17 protein-coding genes are annotated in these 15,898 nt (G+C 66.8%); 6 read left to right on the top strand and 11 right to left on the bottom strand.

Annotation, left to right across the window (positions count from 1 at the left end; all coding sequences use genetic code 11):
• Window positions 1-54: 54 nt before the first annotated feature.
• On the top strand, window positions 55-651 hold the full coding sequence (locus tag V5D55_RS15790; RefSeq protein ID WP_435744765.1) for an HdeD family acid-resistance protein: 597 nt from the start codon (window positions 55-57) through the stop codon (window positions 649-651).
• Between the two features lie 65 nt (window positions 652-716).
• Here the strand turns inward: V5D55_RS15790 and V5D55_RS15785 are convergent, their stop codons facing one another.
• Complete coding sequence (locus tag V5D55_RS15785; protein ID WP_435744762.1) at window positions 717-1,481, bottom strand: SDR family oxidoreductase; 765 nt, start codon at window positions 1,479-1,481, stop codon at window positions 717-719.
• 120 nt (window positions 1,482-1,601) lie between these two features.
• Here V5D55_RS15785 and V5D55_RS15780 point away from each other — a divergent pair, with 120 nt between their 5' ends.
• From V5D55_RS15780 to V5D55_RS15765, 4 genes are all read left to right on the top strand, one after another.
• Window positions 1,602-2,075 (top strand): NfeD family protein, encoded by a 474-nt coding sequence (locus tag V5D55_RS15780; protein WP_435744759.1) that lies wholly within the window; start codon window positions 1,602-1,604, stop codon window positions 2,073-2,075.
• A gap of 9 nt (window positions 2,076-2,084) precedes the next feature.
• Window positions 2,085-3,014, top strand: coding sequence for an SPFH domain-containing protein (locus tag V5D55_RS15775; protein ID WP_435744757.1), 930 nt, complete (start codon window positions 2,085-2,087; stop codon window positions 3,012-3,014).
• A complete protein-coding gene (locus tag V5D55_RS15770; protein ID WP_435744755.1) occupies window positions 3,011-3,787 on the top strand; it encodes a glycerophosphodiester phosphodiesterase family protein in 777 nt (258 codons plus the stop codon). Before V5D55_RS15775 ends, V5D55_RS15770 begins: the two co-directional genes overlap by 4 nt.
• Window positions 3,788-3,910: 123 nt before the next feature.
• Window positions 3,911-4,294, top strand: coding sequence for an RNA polymerase-binding protein RbpA (locus V5D55_RS15765; protein ID WP_435744752.1), 384 nt, complete (start codon window positions 3,911-3,913; stop codon window positions 4,292-4,294).
• Window positions 4,295-4,303: 9 nt separating this feature from the next.
• On the opposite strand, the gene lnt is transcribed toward V5D55_RS15765, so the two are convergent.
• From lnt to V5D55_RS15720, 9 genes are read right to left on the bottom strand one after another with little or no spacing between them, the layout of a single operon-like run.
• Window positions 4,304-5,893 carry an apolipoprotein N-acyltransferase gene (gene lnt / locus V5D55_RS15760; protein ID WP_435744750.1) on the bottom strand — a complete coding sequence of 530 codons (1,590 nt, stop codon included), beginning with the start codon at window positions 5,891-5,893 and terminating at the stop codon, window positions 4,304-4,306.
• Window positions 5,894-5,904: 11 nt separating this feature from the next.
• Window positions 5,905-8,379, bottom strand: coding sequence for a DEAD/DEAH box helicase (locus tag V5D55_RS15755; protein WP_435744748.1), 2,475 nt, complete (start codon window positions 8,377-8,379; stop codon window positions 5,905-5,907).
• Window positions 8,376-9,134 (bottom strand): twin-arginine translocase subunit TatC, encoded by a 759-nt coding sequence (gene tatC / locus V5D55_RS15750; protein WP_435749325.1) that lies wholly within the window; start codon window positions 9,132-9,134, stop codon window positions 8,376-8,378. Before tatC ends, V5D55_RS15755 begins: the two co-directional genes overlap by 4 nt.
• A gap of 57 nt (window positions 9,135-9,191) precedes the next feature.
• Window positions 9,192-9,425, bottom strand: a complete 234-nt coding sequence (gene tatA, locus V5D55_RS15745; protein WP_435744746.1) for a Sec-independent protein translocase subunit TatA — start codon at window positions 9,423-9,425, stop codon at window positions 9,192-9,194.
• Window positions 9,426-9,470: 45 nt separating this feature from the next.
• Window positions 9,471-10,454: a helix-turn-helix transcriptional regulator gene (locus tag V5D55_RS15740; RefSeq protein ID WP_435744744.1), complete on the bottom strand. Its 984-nt coding sequence runs from the start codon at window positions 10,452-10,454 to the stop codon at window positions 9,471-9,473.
• Window positions 10,451-11,443: a helix-turn-helix transcriptional regulator gene (locus tag V5D55_RS15735; RefSeq protein WP_435744741.1), complete on the bottom strand. Its 993-nt coding sequence runs from the start codon at window positions 11,441-11,443 to the stop codon at window positions 10,451-10,453. The genes V5D55_RS15740 and V5D55_RS15735 overlap by 4 nt, the downstream gene beginning before the upstream one ends.
• Window positions 11,443-12,354, bottom strand: a complete 912-nt coding sequence (locus V5D55_RS15730) for a hypothetical protein (protein ID WP_435744739.1) — start codon at window positions 12,352-12,354, stop codon at window positions 11,443-11,445. The genes V5D55_RS15735 and V5D55_RS15730 overlap by 1 nt, the downstream gene beginning before the upstream one ends.
• 10 nt (window positions 12,355-12,364) lie before the next feature.
• Window positions 12,365-13,384, bottom strand: coding sequence for a tRNA (adenine-N1)-methyltransferase (locus tag V5D55_RS15725; protein ID WP_435744737.1), 1,020 nt, complete (start codon window positions 13,382-13,384; stop codon window positions 12,365-12,367).
• On the bottom strand, window positions 13,381-14,073 hold the full coding sequence (locus V5D55_RS15720) for an HAD family hydrolase (protein ID WP_435744735.1): 693 nt from the start codon (window positions 14,071-14,073) through the stop codon (window positions 13,381-13,383). Before V5D55_RS15720 ends, V5D55_RS15725 begins: the two co-directional genes overlap by 4 nt.
• 80 nt (window positions 14,074-14,153) lie before the next feature.
• Between V5D55_RS15720 and V5D55_RS15715 the strand changes: the two genes are divergently transcribed.
• Window positions 14,154-15,002, top strand: coding sequence for a PAC2 family protein (locus V5D55_RS15715; RefSeq protein ID WP_435749324.1), 849 nt, complete (start codon window positions 14,154-14,156; stop codon window positions 15,000-15,002).
• A 40-nt stretch (window positions 15,003-15,042) separates the two neighbouring features.
• On the opposite strand, the gene V5D55_RS15710 is transcribed toward V5D55_RS15715, so the two are convergent.
• Window positions 15,043-15,867 (bottom strand): undecaprenyl-diphosphate phosphatase, encoded by an 825-nt coding sequence (locus V5D55_RS15710; protein WP_435744733.1) that lies wholly within the window; start codon window positions 15,865-15,867, stop codon window positions 15,043-15,045.
• Between the last annotated feature and the right edge of the window lie 31 nt (window positions 15,868-15,898).

Here is a 15,898-nt window from a genome sequence, read left to right as displayed (position 1 = left end):
TCGGCGCTAGCCTGAGGGCATCCCCACAGGATTCTCTCAGAAAGGGTCCACGTCATGTCCCAACCACTCACCGAAGCCAAGTCCGTCTTCAAGTCGGTCCGCATCGCGCTCGCTGTGTCCGGCGCCCTCGCGCTGCTCGCGGGTATCGTCCTGCTCGTCTGGCCGGGCAAATCCCTCGCGGTCATCACCGGCATCTTCGCGGCGTACCTCGTCATCGCCGGCGTCGTCTACATCGGTCTCGGCATCTTCTCGGGCCGGGGCGGCGCCTGGGCGAGAGTCGGGCACATCGTGCTCGGACTGCTCTACGTCGTGGCCGGCGTCATCGCCTTCGCGAATCTCCAGCCGGTCGGAGAACTGCTCGCCCTCATCGTGGTCATCTTCATCGGCATCAGCTGGATCGTCGATGGGGTGGTCTCGCTCACCCTCCTCGGCAGCGACGGCTCGCGAGTCTGGACGCTCCTGTACGCGCTTCTGAGCATCATCGCGGGAGCCGTCGTGCTGTTCTCGCCGCTCGTCGCCGGGCTCGCGTTCTGGCTGCTCTTCGGAATCTCTCTCGTCGCTCTCGGCATCGTCCAGATCGTCCGCGCGATCACGTTGGGCAAGGACGCGAAGTCGTTCGTCGCCGCCGTGCAGGATGACCCCGCGGTCTGATCGCCCGATCGACACGTCGGCCCCGCCCTGCATAGCGCAGGGCGGGGCCGAATTCGATGTCTGACCTACTCGGCGACGAAGGCGCTCACATCGCCGACCAGCCGGGTGTTGTCGGCAGGCACGGGATCGACGGCCGCCTGAGCGACCTCGGCCGCGAACTCCGAGACGTTGTAGAGCTTTCCGGCGGACTCGCGGCGTTCGGCGATCGCGCCGGGATTGGCCCGCTCCAACAGCGTGGCAGTGATCGTTCCTTCGATCATGTCGCCGGAGACGACGGTGAATCCGATGCCCTTCTCGGCAAGACCGGGGATGAGCTCGCGCAACGCGTCTTCACCGGCACGCTTCGAGAGGGCGACCGGCTCGTACTCGGGCATGGTGGGGGTCGTGCGGATGAAGTGCGCCTGGTGACTGGTCACGAACACGACGCGTGAGCCTTCACCGAGCAGCGGTGTCGCGGCGTTCAACACGCTGAGCTGCGCATCCCGATTCAGCGACAGCGCGTAGTCCTCGGCCATCCCCGACTCCATGCCTCCGGAGGCGTTCAACACGAGGACGTCCAGGCGGCCGTACTCGGCGCGCACGGCCTCGAACATCTCGGCGACGGAGGCCGGGTCCGTGAGGTCGGCGCCGACGACGAGCGCCCGACGGCCGAGCTCGCGCAGCTGGTTCGCGAGCTTCTCGGCGCGGGGTGCCTTGTTGCGGAAGTTGATGACGACGTCGGCGCCCGCCTCGGCCAGATAGCGCACGGTGTCGGCGCCGATCCCCCGCGATGAGCCGGTGACAAGTGCGACCTTGCCGTCGAGAGATCCTGCAGGAAGAACGTCGGTCACGATGACTCCTCATGGTGCGTGAGATGCCGCGATCGCACGGCTCGACAACACTATCAATCCGGCCCCGCACGCCCCGAGCGCGTCGTCGGCGCGTGATAGGTTGACCGCAAAGGAGGCCGCATGAATGACTTCTCTGTCTTCATCGAACTGATCGATAACTGGGCATGGATCGGTTGGCTGGTCCTGATCGCCCTGTTCCTCGTGATCGAGATGCTCACGCTCGACTTCACCTTCCTGATGCTCAGCTTCGGCAGCGCGATAGGCCTCGTCACCGATCTGGTCGGATTGCCCGTCTGGGCGCAGGTGATCATCGCTGCTGCCGCGGCGGCGGTCTTCATCCTCTTCCTCCGTCCGCCACTGCTCAAGCGGCTGAGACGAGGCGAAGATCCGACGAAGTCCAACGTCGACGCGCTCATCGATCTCCGAGGCGTTGCTCTCCACGACATCACCCAGATCTCGGGACAGGTGAAGCTCAGCAACGGAGACACCTGGACCGCACGATCTCTCACCTCTGTATCGATCCCCCAGGGCTCACCGATCGCGATCAGCGCGATCAACGGCGCGACCGCCGTCGTCCGTCCCATCAACGACTAGGAGAAATCAGTGAACGACTCCTCGTTCATCCCGACCGCGATCCTCTGGATCCTGGTGGTGGCGATCATCATCTTCGTGGTGGTCACCGTCGCCCGCTCGATCCGGATCATCCCCCAGGCGACCGCAGGTGTCGTCGAACGGCTCGGCCGGTACCACAAGACCCTCATGCCGGGTCTGAACCTCCTGGTTCCGTTCATCGATCGGCTGCGCCCGCTGATCGACATGCGCGAGCAGGTCGTCTCGTTCCCGCCGCAGCCCGTGATCACCGAAGACAACCTCGTGGTCTCAATCGACACGGTCGTGTACTTCCAGGTGACCGACGCCCGCGCGGCCACCTACGAGATCGCGAACTACCTCGGCGCCGTCGAGCAGCTCACCACCACGACGCTCCGTAACGTCGTAGGTGGTCTGAACCTCGAAGAGGCGCTCACGAGCCGCGACAACATCAACGGCCAGCTCCGCGTCGTGCTCGATGAGGCGACCGGCAAGTGGGGCATCCGCGTCGGTCGTGTCGAGCTGAAGGCCATCGACCCGCCGATATCCATCCAGGACTCGATGGAGAAGCAGATGCGTGCTGAGCGTGACCGTCGTGCGGCAATCCTGACCGCAGAGGGAACGAAGCAGTCCGCGATCCTCGAAGCAGAAGGTGCGCGCCAGGCCGAGATCCTCCGCGCCGAAGGTGACAAGCAGGCCGCGGTTCTTCGCGCTCAGGGTGAGGCCGAGGCCATCCAGAACGTCTTCACCGCCATCCACCAGGGTGCACCCGACGACAAGCTGCTCGCCTACCAGTACCTGCAGATGCTGCCGAAGATCAGCGAGGGGCAGTCCAACAAGCTCTGGATCATCCCGAGCGAGCTCACGGAGGCCCTGAAGGGCATCGGCAGCGCGTTCACGCCCAAGCCCGGACAAGGGCCGAACAACACCTTCCCGGGCGCGTGACGCACCCGTACTTCTCGAAGGCACGGCATCCCCGAGTCCTCGCCCACCGCGGTCTGATCACTGCGGCGGGCGAGGACTCCGGCGTGTGGGAGAACAGTGCGGCCTCGTTCGCGGCGGCTCATGCCGCCGGCGTCGAATACATCGAGACCGACTGCCAGGTGACAGCCGATGGCGACGTGGTGCTGTTCCACGATGAGACGCTCCAGCGTCTCGTGGGCGATCCCCGCCGCGTCCGCGACGTCCGAACCCGAGAGCTGCGGAGCATCTTCGCCGATCACGGCGGGCTCCTCACGGTCCCGGAGGCGCTCGCCTCGTTCCCGCAGATCCGCTTCAACATCGATGTCAAGACAGAAGCCGCTGTCGGCCTCCTCGGGCCGATCCTGGTCGAGGACACACACCGCGTCCTGGTCACGAGCTTCTCGGATTCCTACCGGCGAGCGACCCTCGGAGCCGTTCTTCGGGCCGGTGCCGCTCTCCGACCCGCCACGTCCGGCGGCAGTCGCACAATCGCGGCGCTGCGATCGCTGTCTTCGCTCCGCCTCTCCCCCGCCCGCGTCCTCCGTGAGGTCGACGCACTCCAGATCCCGGAGCGGCACGGCGTCGTCAAGGTACTCACGCCCGCGCTCCTCCGAGCGGCTCACCGCCACGGCGTGGAGGTGCACGTCTGGACGGTGAATGACCCCGATGTGATGCTCCGACTGGCACGAATCGGAGTCGACGGAATCGTCTCCGATCGTGCTGACCTCGCTCTCGCCACGCTGAACCCGATTTGATCCAGACTCGCCCTATAACCTCCGCCGCTGGGATTCAGCTGTGAATCCTGCCGGGAATCCGCCCGCGTTGAGCAGGCGCACAGGCTGGAGCGTTATACCTGACAGCGACGAGAGGACCACAAAATGGCAGATCGCAGCCTGCGCGGCATCCGACTCGGCGCCCAGAGCCTACAGAGCGAAGAGGGCGTCGTTTTCATGGAACGCCGCGAGACCCACTACTCCTGTGACACGTGCGGACACGTCACGAACCTGATGTTCTCGGCGGATGCCGAGCCGCCGCAGACCTGGGAATGCCGCTCCTGTGGAGCGGACGCCCGACTGAACGTCGACGGCCAGGCCGTCACGCTCGAGGTCACCGATGAGAAGGCCGCTCGCACCCACTGGGACATGCTGATGGAGCGCCGCACGCGCGCCGAGCTCGAAGAACTCCTGGAGGAGCGTCTCGCTTTCATCCGCGCACGTCGCGGAGCCGGTGAAGACCCCACCCGCGAGAAGATCGGCGCCTGACCGCGTGAGTCAAGAAGCAGCGGGGCTTCCCTGAGCCCCGCTGCTTCTTGCTGTCCGGGGTGCCTCTGTCGAGCCGGCCCTTCCACGTGAGCGCCACCATCCGAGCACGAGCGCAACCAGACCGCCCCAGACCAGCACGAGCTGGATCCAGGGACCGAGGATGATCCCCGCCGTGAGGCCCGAGCGCAGCTCGACATCCTCCAGGAGCGCGCCGGCCTTTCCGGCATCGAGGCTCGCGACGGTCGTTCCGTCCGGCCGGATGATCTGGCTCGTGCCGACCGTGGAGATGTTCACCACGCTGCGCCCACTCTCGATGGCGCGCATCCGTGCGAACGCGAGCTGCTGCAGGTTCTCGTCGGTGCCGCGGAAGTCGGCGTTGTTCGTCTGGAAGACCAGCACTTGAGCACCGTCTTGCAGACTCTCCGTGATGACGTCGTCGTAGATCACGTCGAAGCAGATCGCCAGTCCGACGGCCACCCCGTCCACGTCGACGACCGGCGGGTTCTCGCCCGGCGAATATTCGCGCTGGATGAGACCGATCAGATCCGGCGCGAGAGCGTTGAAGAAGGCGCGATCCGGAACGTACTCGCCGAAGGGCACCGGATGCCGCTTGTCGTGGAGCTGCGTCGCTCCCCCGGCATCCGTCCACAGCATCGACGTGTTGAAGTAGCGCTGGGTGCGGCCGGTCGCCGCGTTCGCGAGCAGCGGCGCTCCGATCCGCGTCGCGATCAGGGTCATCCGCCGCGCCAGGGCCTCGTTCTGGAACGGGTCGGCGTCGAGCGACCCCTCGGGCCAGACCAGCAGGTCGACATCTTCGCCGTAGAGCGGACGCGTCGCGTCGGTCTGCGCGTCGATCAGCGAGAACGGCTCACGAGCGTCGAAGTATCCGGACGGACCGTTTCCCTGCACGGCGGCAATTCGCATCGACCCCGCCGCCGAGGTCGGGAACAGCGGGGTGAACAACAGCACGACGACCAATACCGCCGGTGTCAGAAGCCTCAGCGGCCGCTTCCATGCACGCAGGCGCACGACCTCGATCAGCACGGCGACCACCAGCACCATCAGGAATCCGAGTCCGCTGACGCCGAGCCAGGACGAGAGCGGCGCGAGTGGGCTCTGCGCCTGACTCATGCCGATGCGCGCCCAGGGGAAGCCTCCGTAGGGCCAGGACCCCACGAAGACCTCACGACCCACCCACAGCGCCGCGACGACAGCGGGAAGGGCCAGCAGTCGGCCCATGGTGCCCGGGAAGGCACGAGGCATCCAGCGGTACGCCAGGGCGGTCAGGATCAGTGCGACGCCGGTCAACCCTCCCTCGACCACGCTCAGTGCCGCCCACGGGATCGGGCCGAGATAGCGCGATGTGAACGAGACCAGCAGCGCGAAGAGAACGATGCCGTAGACGAGGCCGACCAACAGCGCTCCCGCGGCCCGGCGCCCGATGAGTGCGAGGAGGACGAGGGCCGTGGCCGGGAAAGCCAGTACCCAGATCGCGGCCGACGGATAGGAGAAGTTCATCAGGCATGCCGAGATCGCCGCGGCGATCACAGCGGCCCAGAGCGGCAGAAGAGGGCGCGCTCGCGCCGGGGACTCAGACATCCCTCTCATTCTCACATCGACGAGTAGGCGACGATTCCACGCCGGACGCCGTCCAGTGCCGTCCGTGCCGTGCGAGCCAGTGTGCCGTCCTCGGCGACGATCGACAGCTGGTCGAGAAGGTCGATCGTCTGCTTCGCCCAGCGCACGAAGTCGCCGGCCGCCATGTCGGCGTCGATCAGCACCCGGTCGAGCATGCCTCCCCGAGCCCACGAGTGCATGGCACCGGCAAGACCCGCCGCCAGCGGCTCACTGCCGGGCAGATGGTGGTCCTTCTCGAGGTCGTCGAGCTCGGCCCACAGAGTCGTCGTCTTCTCGTACGCCGTGCGGAACGCGCCTCGCGGAAGGTTCCGCTCCCCCGCGTTGGCCTCATCCCGCCGCGGCTCGTAGACGAGGCAGCAGGCCATCGCTGCCAGCGACGGCGCGTCCAGGCCGTTCCAGAGGCCCTGCCGGAGGGATTCCGCGACCAGCAGATCGCGCTCTCCATAGATGCGGCGCATCGTGCGCCCGGCATCCGTCAGCGTCGTCTCAGCACCCTCTGCCGTCAGGTAGTCCAGGGTCTCCAGCACCTCGACGACACGGTCGAAGACGCGCGCGACGGTACCCGTACGCGTCTCGATCTGACGACGGATGCGATCGGTCTGACGCTTGAGCTTCCAATACCGTTCGGCCCAGCGCGCGTGCGCCTCACGGTCGGGGCACCGATGAGAGGGATGCCGCTGCATCTGCGTGCGCAGCGATTGGATGCGCTTCATGCGCTTGTCGCGGGATGCGCGCGGCGCCTGAGAATCCTGCCGATTCTTCTTCTCGAGGTCGCTCAGCTCGCGTCGGATCGCCGCATACTCGGGGAAGTCCCCGTGCTCGCACGCCATCGACTTCTGGTACCCGGCGAGCGACTCCTCGGCCTCCCTGACCTGGCGCGCGAGCCCCACCACGGCGCGGTCGGCCTGAAACTGCGCGAAGGAGGACTCCAGGATCTGACGAGCCCGGGGCTTCCCGAACATGTCGATGAGGTTGACCGCCATGTTGTAGGTCGGCCGGAAGCTGGAGTTCAGCGGATAGGTTCGTCGAGATGCGAGCGCAGCGACGGACTGAGGGTCCATGCCCTCGGTCCACTGCACGACGGCGTGTCCCTCGACATCGATGCCTCGGCGACCCGCGCGACCGGTGAGCTGCGTGTACTCCCCGGACGTGATCGCGACGCGAGCCTCGCCGTTGAACTTCTCCATCTTCTCGAGCACCACGGTGCGCGCGGGCATGTTGATGCCCAGCGCCAGGGTCTCTGTGGCGAAGACGACCTTGACGAGCTTGAGGCGGTAGAGCTCTTCGACGACCTCTTTGAACGCCGGCAGAAGCCCGGCGTGATGCGCGGCGACACCTCTCTCGAGATTCTCCAGCCAATCCCAGTAGCCGAGCACCCCGAGATCCTCGTCCTGGAGCGAACGAGTGCGCTCCTCGACAATGGCTCGGATCTCGGCCTTCTCCTCTGAGGACGTCAGCCTGATCCCTGAGCGCCGCACCTGTTGCACGGCGGCGTCGCAGCCCACCCGGCTGAAGATGAAGAAGATCGCTGGGAGCAGGTTGGCCCGCTCGAGCAGCTTGATCACATCGGGGCGGTCCATCCGCTCGATACGACGGACGTTGGAGGGACGCACGGGACGATGCCCACCGCGCGGCGGCCGCTTGGCCTGACGACCCGCGTGCCGGTTGCTGATATACGACTGCGTCTGCCGGTTGTTCTCGTAGTTGGAGCCGGTGAAGGAGCGGATGCGCATCAGCTCCTGATTCACCTGCGCGGTCGCGATCCCCGCGCGATCATCGAAGAGCGGGAGGAGATCGTCGCGCACCAGCACGTGCTGCTCGAGCGGCACCGGCCGGATCTCGGACACGATCACCTCGGTGTCTCCGCGCACCGTGTCGAGCCAGTCGCCGAACTCCTCGGCATTCGACACGGTCGCGCTCAGGGAGACCAGCCGCACGTGCTGCGGCAGGTGGATGATCACTTCTTCCCAGACGGCGCCACGGAACCTGTCGGCGAGGTAGTGGACTTCGTCCATGATCACGTACCGGAGGTCGCGCAGCGCCGCGGAATCGGCGTAGATCATGTTGCGGAGGACCTCGGTGGTCATCACCACGATGCGGGCGTTGCCGTTGATGTTGGTGTCGCCGGTGAGGAGCCCCACCTGGTCCGCGCCATAGACGTCGACCAGTTCACGGAACTTCTGGTTCGAGAGCGCCTTCATCGGCGTCGTATAGAACGCCTTGTCGCTCGGGGTCTGCATCGCGAGATGGATCGCGAACTCCCCCACGATCGTCTTGCCGGCCCCGGTCGGCGCTGCGACGAGCACGCTGCGCCCGCTCTCGAGCGCATGGCATCCCGCGATCTGGAACGGGTCGAGCTCGAACTTCTGCCGTGCGGCGAAGGCGATCGTGGCCGGGTGTTCAGCGGCCTCGCGCGCCGCGGCATATCGCTCGGAGGGCGAACTCATGCAATGTCCGGCAGCAGCCCCGCAGCCGCGTTGCGCTTGCGTTTGCGCCGGTCGAACAGCACGGACAGCCCCGCTGCCGCGAAGAAGAGCACGATCAGGATTCCGGCGAGCATCAGCATGCTGATCACGTCGGCGGCCGGCGTCGCCAGTGCGGCGAACACCGTCGCGATGAGGATCGCGACGCGCCAGCCCTTGAGGATCGCCTTGCCCGACATGACTCCGGCGACGTTCAGCGCGACCAGGAAGACCGGGAGAACGAAAGCGACGCCGATCACGATCATCAGCTTGAAGATGAAGTCGTAGTACTCCTGCGCCTGGAAGAGGTTCTTCGCCCCTTCGGGCGTGAATCCCGCCATCAGCTCGATGATGTGCGGCTGGATCAGGACACCGACGTAACACCCGGCGAAGAACAGCGGAACCGCGGCTGCGACGAACGAGATCGTGTATCGGACCTCTTTGCGCGTCAGTCCGGGCATGATGAACGCCCAGATCTGCCACAGCCAGACGGGCGCGGAGATGAACAGGCCGAGAGAGAACGCGATGCGCATGCGCATGTCGAACGGGCCGGTGATGGTCGAGTACACGAGCGCAGCGACGTCTTCGCCGCGCTCAGCGGCGATGTCGTTGATCGGCTTCGTGATGAAGTTGATGACCGGATCGGTGATCAGAAACGCGATGACCATGCCGACGACCAATGCGAGCGCTGCCCACATCAGCCGTTTCCGCAGTTCGACGAGATGCGCGCCGAGCGACATCCGCCGATCCCGATCCGCCTTCTGCTTCACGGCCGGTTCGATGGTTGCCACGGCCGGTTAGGTGCGGGGCGGAGTCTCAGGGTCGACGCCCGAGTCCTTGACCGTGGTGGGCTCGGCGACGACCGTGTCGCTGCGTGCCGCGTCCTCGTCCTTCATGGCCTTCATCTCGCCCTTGAAGACGCGGGCCGACTGCCCCATGCTCTTCGCGAGCGCCGGCAGCTTCGCAGCGCCGAACAGAAGAAGGATGACGGCGAGCACGATGAGAAGGTGCCAGCCTTGCAGTCCAGCCATTGGAATATTCCCGTCGTCGGTGGGCGATCTTTTTCAGTCTACAGATCAATCCCCGAGATCGGGGCGGTGATAGAGAGCGAGTCCTGATGCCGCCCACTCGCGGGCCGCGGTGCGGGCGATGCCGGGCTCGACGACTTCCATAGAGCCCCCGAAGCGCGCGGCGAGCCGCTTGATTCCCCGGGGATCGGCGAGGTGGAGGTGCGCCGTCACGCTTCCATCGACCGCTTCGAGCGCCGTGGTCGGGAAGAATCCGCCCAGCAACGGGGCGAACCGCTCCGACACGCGCACCGTGACCTCGCGCTCCTCGTCGAGGCCGGCGAAGGCCTCCGGCACCTGATCGCCGCCATGAGTGATCGGGATGTCGGTCAGCTTCGGTTCGCTCACCCGGTCGAGGTGGAACGTGCGCATCGCCTGCCGTAGATGGCACCAGCCCTGCAGGTACCACTGCGCGTTGGTGATCAGGATCTGCATCGGATCGACCGTGCGCGTCGTCGGCGCGGCATCCGGCGCTTGATAGGTGAACGAGATCGCGACGCCGTCCTGCAGACCGCGGGCGACGACCTCTCGGACCTCGTCCACCGCCGTCGGCGCGACGACGACATCGGCGGGAGCATCGGCTGCACCGCGAGAGAGTTTGGAGATCAGTCCGGCGACGAGTCCAGAATCGGAGACGGCAGGCACGGCGGCGACCATCTGCAGCCCGGCGAGCAGTGCAGCGGCCTCGCGCGCCGTGAACCGGGGAACGCGGCGCAGGGCGACATCGTTCGTGATCTCGATGACATCCTCGTGGTCGAGGAGGTCCCAGTTGATGTCGAACATCTCCTGCGGCTGCTGCCAGAAACCGGACTCGCCGGGGAGCCCGATGACGGTCAGCTTCTCGACCATTCCGCGCATCTCCTGCGGCGTCACGCCGAACTCCGCCGAGGCTTCGGCGAGTGAGACCTGCCCGTGCTCGAGGAGGTACGGCACCAGGGTGAGATAGAGCCGGACACGATCAGCGGCGAGGAGCGGCTTCGGCTGCGCGCTCATGATGCGTCCTCCCGTTCGGCGTGCGCGTCGACGGCTGCGCGAAGGCGCGCGATGACGGCGTCGCGCAGCGGAGCCGGTTCGACCACGCGCACCTCCGGACCGTAGGAGGCCAGCTCGTCGGCAAGGATGTGCAGGTCGACGAACGGCACGGTGATTCCCTGTGCCGCGGGCGACGCCCGTCGGCCGAGCCGCAGAGCCGCCTCCGTGCCGGGGGTGACCTCCAGCAGAGCGGAATTCTCGGCCGCGACACGCTCGAGACCCGTCAGCGCCCGCTCCCCCGCCCCGTCACGGAGCGCAGGATCGAACGACTTCGCCGTCATCTTGACGTCTCCGACGATCCGGCTCAGGAGGAACATCCGGTCTTCGTCGACATCGACATCGACGCCGAACACATGCCAGCGAGCCTCGTAATCCACCAGGGCCAGCGGGCGGATGCTGCGCCGTCTCGGCACCGATTCCCCGGGCTTGAGGTATTCGAACGCGACGACCCTGCTCTTCTCGATCGCATCCTGCAGAGGCGCGAACGCCGCGTCACGCGCAGTGATCCGCGGCGCGAAGCCGATGATCGGCTCGTCACCGTCGATCCCCAGCGCGCGGATCTTGCGCACGCCCGACTGGGCGTCACCCGACGCGGACTCAGCGCTCCAGACGCTCCCGGCGAGACGCAGCACGGCCAGCTCCGCCGGGGTGAACTCGATGTCCGCGGGCAGGTCGTATTCCGCCTGGGGAATGCGATAGCGCGCCTCACGCAGGTCATTCGGATCTGCCTGATCGCCGATCGTCTCGATCGGCACACCCAGGGAGCGGAGCTCTTCCTTGTCCCGCTCGAACATCTTCTCGAGAGAATCCGAGCGCGTGCCTGCGTCTGCACGCTGGCGGTAGCCCGACACGTTGTCGAGGATCTGCTGCTTGGTGAGCCCGATCTCCGTGGCCATCAGCGCCACGACGAGATTCGTCAGGCGCTCCTCCGCGGGAATCCGGGCAGCCATCACTGCGTGGGCGGCGTCACTGCGCCCAGAATGTCGACGACGATCGCAGTGGCGGGAGAGCCTTCGGCCGCAGGGAACACGACGAGGAGTTGAGAGCCGACCGTCGCTCCGACGAGCTGCTCGGCGGCCACGCTGATGCTGGCCTCCGCGCCCCACGAGTTCGTGGTCACCTTCTTGTCGTCCCAGCCGACACCCATGACGTTGGAAACGACGGTGTCGCCCTTCTTCACCTTCGGACCGTCACCCTTGATGAGCGTCTGCGTCACGATCTCGGTCGGTGCCGGAACGTCAGGGATGATGATCCCGGGAGTGCCGTCAGGGGCGCGCACCACGGTGGGAAGACCGCGCGCGTCGTTGAACTGCAGCGCGCCGGAGGCCTTCGACGGCATGACGTCGAGCACATCGATGACCGCCACGACGTTCTCACCCTTGTCGAGTCCGAACGCCTCGACGTTCTGCTCTCCGAAGTCCTCCGGAGTGATCACAGCGAGGATCCGACTGCCTCCGGTCGCGCACTCCAACACATCCGACAGACCTGCAGAACGCTGAGCCCAGTAGTCGATGCTGTGCACTCGGCTCTGGTCGCCGTTGAATTCGGACGCGTAGAGGGCTTCGCCGCTGTCGCCGCCGTAGAACGCGATATCCAGCACCACAGGCTGGAAGGTCGACCCCAGAGCAGGGCCGTCGCCGACAGTGATGTCGGCGAACGAGGTCTTGTCGCTCTTGACCGGTCCGAAGACCGAGACCTCCGGGGGAGAACCGAAGTCGCCACCCACGTCGGCGACGTCCAGGATCTTCTCGTTGCCGGCGCGATCGCACGAGGCAGCGTCGGAAGAGCCCGTCGCGGTGCAGCCCGTCAGGGCGAGGACGGCGAGGCTGAGGGAGGCCAGAACGGCGGACGTTTTACGCACGCGCTCCAGTCTATTCCGTCGCGTCGTCCGATTCGCGCGAAGCGGCGGCCAGGCGTGCCCCATCTGCGGCCTTGCCTGCCTCCCTGGCCCTCTTGCGCAGGTTCTTGTCGGAGATCTCGCGGTCGCCGACAGCGCCGGGCGTCCACAGCTCCACATCCTCATCGCCGTAACTGCTCTTCGACGCGCGGCGTTTCACCGAAGGGGCGATCGCGCCGGGGGCGAGACGGCGCGCCGTGAGCAGGAACCCGGTGTGCGCGACCATGCGATGATCCGGGCGCACGGCGAGTCCTTCGACGTGCCAGCCGCGCACCATCGTCTCGGAGGCGTCCGGGTCGGTGAAGAGACTCGTCGAGCGGATGTACTCCGACACTCGGGAGAGCTGCGTCACAGTCGCGACGTAGCAGAGCACGACGCCTCCGGGCGTCAGCGCCTCGGCGACCGCATCGATGCACTCCCACGGAGCGAGCATGTCGAGGACGACGCGATCGACCGTTCCGGCGGGAGCGGCACCGGGCAGCGATTCGACGAGGTCGCCGACCACCACCGTCCACGCGGCGGGATGTTCTCCGAAGAAGGTCTCCACGTTGCCGCGCGCCACATCCGCGAACTCCTCGCGACGCTCGAAGGAGATGAGCTTCCCTACCGAGCCGACGGCGCGCAGGAGCGACAGCGAGAGGGCGCCGGACCCGACGCCGGCCTCCACGACGGTCGCTCCGGGGAAGACGTCGGCCTGCATGACGATCTGCGCCGCGTCCTTCGGGTAGATGATCGCAGCGCCGCGCGGCATCGACATCGCGAAATCACGCAGCAGCGGCCGAAGCGCCAGGTAGTCGTGGCCGGAGCTGTTCGGCACCACGGAGCCATCCGGGAGGCCGATGAGGTCGCGGTGCCGCAGCACACCCTGATGCGTGTGCAGCTCACCGTCTTCGCGGAGCGTCACCGTGTGCAGGCGGCCCTTGGGGCCCGTCAACTGGACACGATCACCGATGCGGAACGGGCCGCTCGGTCGCTGGTTGTCGGTGTCGCTCATCGGATCGCTCCCGCTGTGGTCCGGTTCGCCTCGAAGAGGTCGGAAAGGTCGGCGACGCCGCGTCCGGCAAGCGTGTCCCAGAGTTCATGGGCCCCGATGCCGTCCAGCGGCACGATGTGCGGCACGCCGAGCGCCACCGCCCCCGACGCGATCCCTGCGCGAAGACCGGTCGGCGAGTCCTCGATCACGACGACATCCGCGATGTCGACGTCGAGCAGCGCGCCCGCCTGCAGGTACGGCTCCGGGTGCGGCTTCGGGTTGTCGACGTCATCGCCGGCGACGACGATGTCGAACGCCTCGAAGTCGATCAGGTCGACGACGCTCAGCGCCATCCGCCGCAGTGACATCGTGACGAGTCCCGTCGGGATGCCGGCCTCTCTGAGTTCTGCGAGCAGCTCGCGCGCCCCGGGCCGGAACGGCACGCCCTGAGTCCGCAACGACTCCTGCACCACGTCGGTCAGGTGCGAGACGATCGCCTCCGGCTCCATCGCGACGCCCGCGTTCTGCAGGATGATCGCACTGTCGATCAACCCGCTCCCGACGAGCTGCAGAGCGTCCTCGTGACTCCAGGAGCCGCCGAAGGACTCGACCAGCGACGTCTCCGCCGCCATCCAGTACGGCTCGGTGTCGACGAGGGTTCCATCCATGTCCCAGAGGACTGCGCGGGGCTTTCTGCTCACTGAACCCATGCTAGCCGGGGCTCCGCCCACATCCCGCCGCCGCGGACTAGCCTGGAGGGATACGTCCTCGATCTCGAAGGGAGCCCATGATGGATGTTCTCGGTTCACGCATCGTCATCGCCGCCTTCGACGGCTGGAACGACGCGGGTGAAGCAGCCAGTGGCGCCGTCGAAGCTCTGCGCTCATCTGGCGAGTACGACCTGGTGCACTCCGTGGACCCCGAGCTGTACTTCGACTATCAGTACACGCGCCCGGCGACGCGCATGGATGCCGAGGGTCGCCGCCAGCTGAAGTGGCCGGAGGCAGGTCTCTGGCGGCCGCGCGATCCGGGGCCCGGCACGGAGTTCTGGCTCCTCACGGGCGTGGAGCCGGCACGCACCTGGCAGGCCTTCGCCTCCGAGTTCATCGACATCGCACTGCGCGACGACATCACGGGGCTCGTGACGATGGGCGCCATGCTGGCCGACGTTCCCCACACCCGCCCGATCTCGATCTTCGCGTCGAGCCAGAACGAGCAGGTGCGCGAGGCGCACGACCTCGAGCGCTCGCTCTACGAGGGGCCCGTCGGCATCCTCAGCGTGTTCGAGCACTTCGCCGAGAGCGCCGGCATCCCCACCGCGGGTCTCTGGGCGAGTGTCCCCCACTACGTCGCATCGGCGACTCCCTCCCCGAAGGTCACTCTCGCTCTCCTCGACCGGCTCGAAGAGCTCACCGGCGTCGACGTCGACCGTTCGCGCCTGCGCACCGAGGCCGCCGCATGGGAGGCATCCATCGATGCCGCGGCTTCCGAAGACGAAGACATGGCCGAGTACATCCACCAGCTCGAGCGCACCCGAGACACGTGGGACTCCCCCGAAGCGTCAGGCGACGCGATCGCACAGGCGTTCGAACGCTACCTGCGCCGCCGCGGCGACGCGCCCGGCGATCACAAGCGCTGACGCCCCTGGGGCTCCCGCATCCGGCGGAGAAACAGCCGGATCAGGCGGCGATGACGCCTGTCCCGAGCAGGACGAGCAGCACGGTGCCGAGCAGGATCCGGTAGATCACGAACGGCAGGAAGCTGCGCTTCGAGATGAAGTTCATGAAGAACGCGATCACACCCAGAGCGACGACGAACGCGATCCCGGTGGCGGCGAGGGTGTCGCCGAACGAGAAGAACGACGGCTCGTCCCAGCTCTTGAACACCTGATAGAAGCCGCTGCCGAAGACAGCGGGGATGGCGAGCAGGAAGGCGTACCGCGCGGCGGCGGCGCGTTCGTAGCCCAGGAAGAGCCCCATGGTGATGGTGCCGCCCGAACGCGAGACGCCGGGGATCAGCGCGAGCGCCTGCGCGAAACCGAACGCGATCCCGTGCGGGTAGGTGAGGTCGCCGAGCTTGCGCCGCTTGGCACCGACATGGTCGGCGATGCCGAGCAGGATTCCGAACACGATCAGCATGATCGCGACGATCCACAGCGAGCGGAACACCGTCTCGATCTGGTCCTGGAACAGGAGCCCGAGCACGACGATCGGGATGCTGCCGATGATGATCATCCAGCCCATCCGGGCGTCGGGATCGGAGCGCGGCGCCTTGCCGACGAGCGAGCGACACCACTGGGTGATGATCCGGACGATGTCGCGCCAGAAGAACACGACGACCGCCGCCTCGGTACCGATCTGGGTGATGGCGGTGAAGGCCGCCCCCGGGTCTTCTCCCGACGGCAGGAAGGTGCCGAGGATGCGCAGATGCGCACTGGAAGAGATCGGCAGGAACTCGGTGAGTCCCTGGACGATGCCGAGGATGAGGGCTTCGAGCAGGTGCATGGAGGGCCTTCTGGAGTGGGGAGGGCGCGGA

The sequence above is a fragment of the Microbacterium sp. PMB16 genome (assembly GCF_051294855.1).
In the GTDB taxonomy this organism is placed as follows: domain Bacteria; phylum Actinomycetota; class Actinomycetes; order Actinomycetales; family Microbacteriaceae; genus Microbacterium.
Note: the sequence above shows the minus strand (reverse complement) of the source record. Positions and strands in the feature narration are given on the sequence as shown.

What these genes read in the sequence shown, in the direction of transcription:
- V5D55_RS15790 (WP_435744765.1), top strand. Translation starts at nt 55, where the DNA reads ATGTCCCAACCACTCACCGAAGCCAAGTCCGTCTTCAAGTCGGTCCGC.
- V5D55_RS15780 (WP_435744759.1), top strand. Translation starts at nt 1,602, where the DNA reads ATGAATGACTTCTCTGTCTTCATCGAACTGATCGATAACTGGGCATGG.
- V5D55_RS15765 (WP_435744752.1), top strand. Translation starts at nt 3,911, where the DNA reads ATGGCAGATCGCAGCCTGCGCGGCATCCGACTCGGCGCCCAGAGCCTA.
- lnt (WP_435744750.1), bottom strand. Translation starts at nt 5,893, where the DNA reads ATGTCTGAGTCCCCGGCGCGAGCGCGCCCTCTTCTGCCGCTCTGGGCC.
- V5D55_RS15755 (WP_435744748.1), bottom strand. Translation starts at nt 8,379, where the DNA reads ATGAGTTCGCCCTCCGAGCGATATGCCGCGGCGCGCGAGGCCGCTGAA.
- tatC (WP_435749325.1), bottom strand. Translation starts at nt 9,134, where the DNA reads ATGTCGCTCGGCGCGCATCTCGTCGAACTGCGGAAACGGCTGATGTGG.
- tatA (WP_435744746.1), bottom strand. Translation starts at nt 9,425, where the DNA reads ATGGCTGGACTGCAAGGCTGGCACCTTCTCATCGTGCTCGCCGTCATC.
- V5D55_RS15740 (WP_435744744.1), bottom strand. Translation starts at nt 10,454, where the DNA reads ATGAGCGCGCAGCCGAAGCCGCTCCTCGCCGCTGATCGTGTCCGGCTC.
- V5D55_RS15735 (WP_435744741.1), bottom strand. Translation starts at nt 11,443, where the DNA reads ATGGCTGCCCGGATTCCCGCGGAGGAGCGCCTGACGAATCTCGTCGTG.
- V5D55_RS15725 (WP_435744737.1), bottom strand. Translation starts at nt 13,384, where the DNA reads ATGAGCGACACCGACAACCAGCGACCGAGCGGCCCGTTCCGCATCGGT.
- V5D55_RS15720 (WP_435744735.1), bottom strand. Translation starts at nt 14,073, where the DNA reads ATGGGTTCAGTGAGCAGAAAGCCCCGCGCAGTCCTCTGGGACATGGAT.
- V5D55_RS15715 (WP_435749324.1), top strand. Translation starts at nt 14,154, where the DNA reads ATGGATGTTCTCGGTTCACGCATCGTCATCGCCGCCTTCGACGGCTGG.
- V5D55_RS15710 (WP_435744733.1), bottom strand. Translation starts at nt 15,867, where the DNA reads ATGCACCTGCTCGAAGCCCTCATCCTCGGCATCGTCCAGGGACTCACC.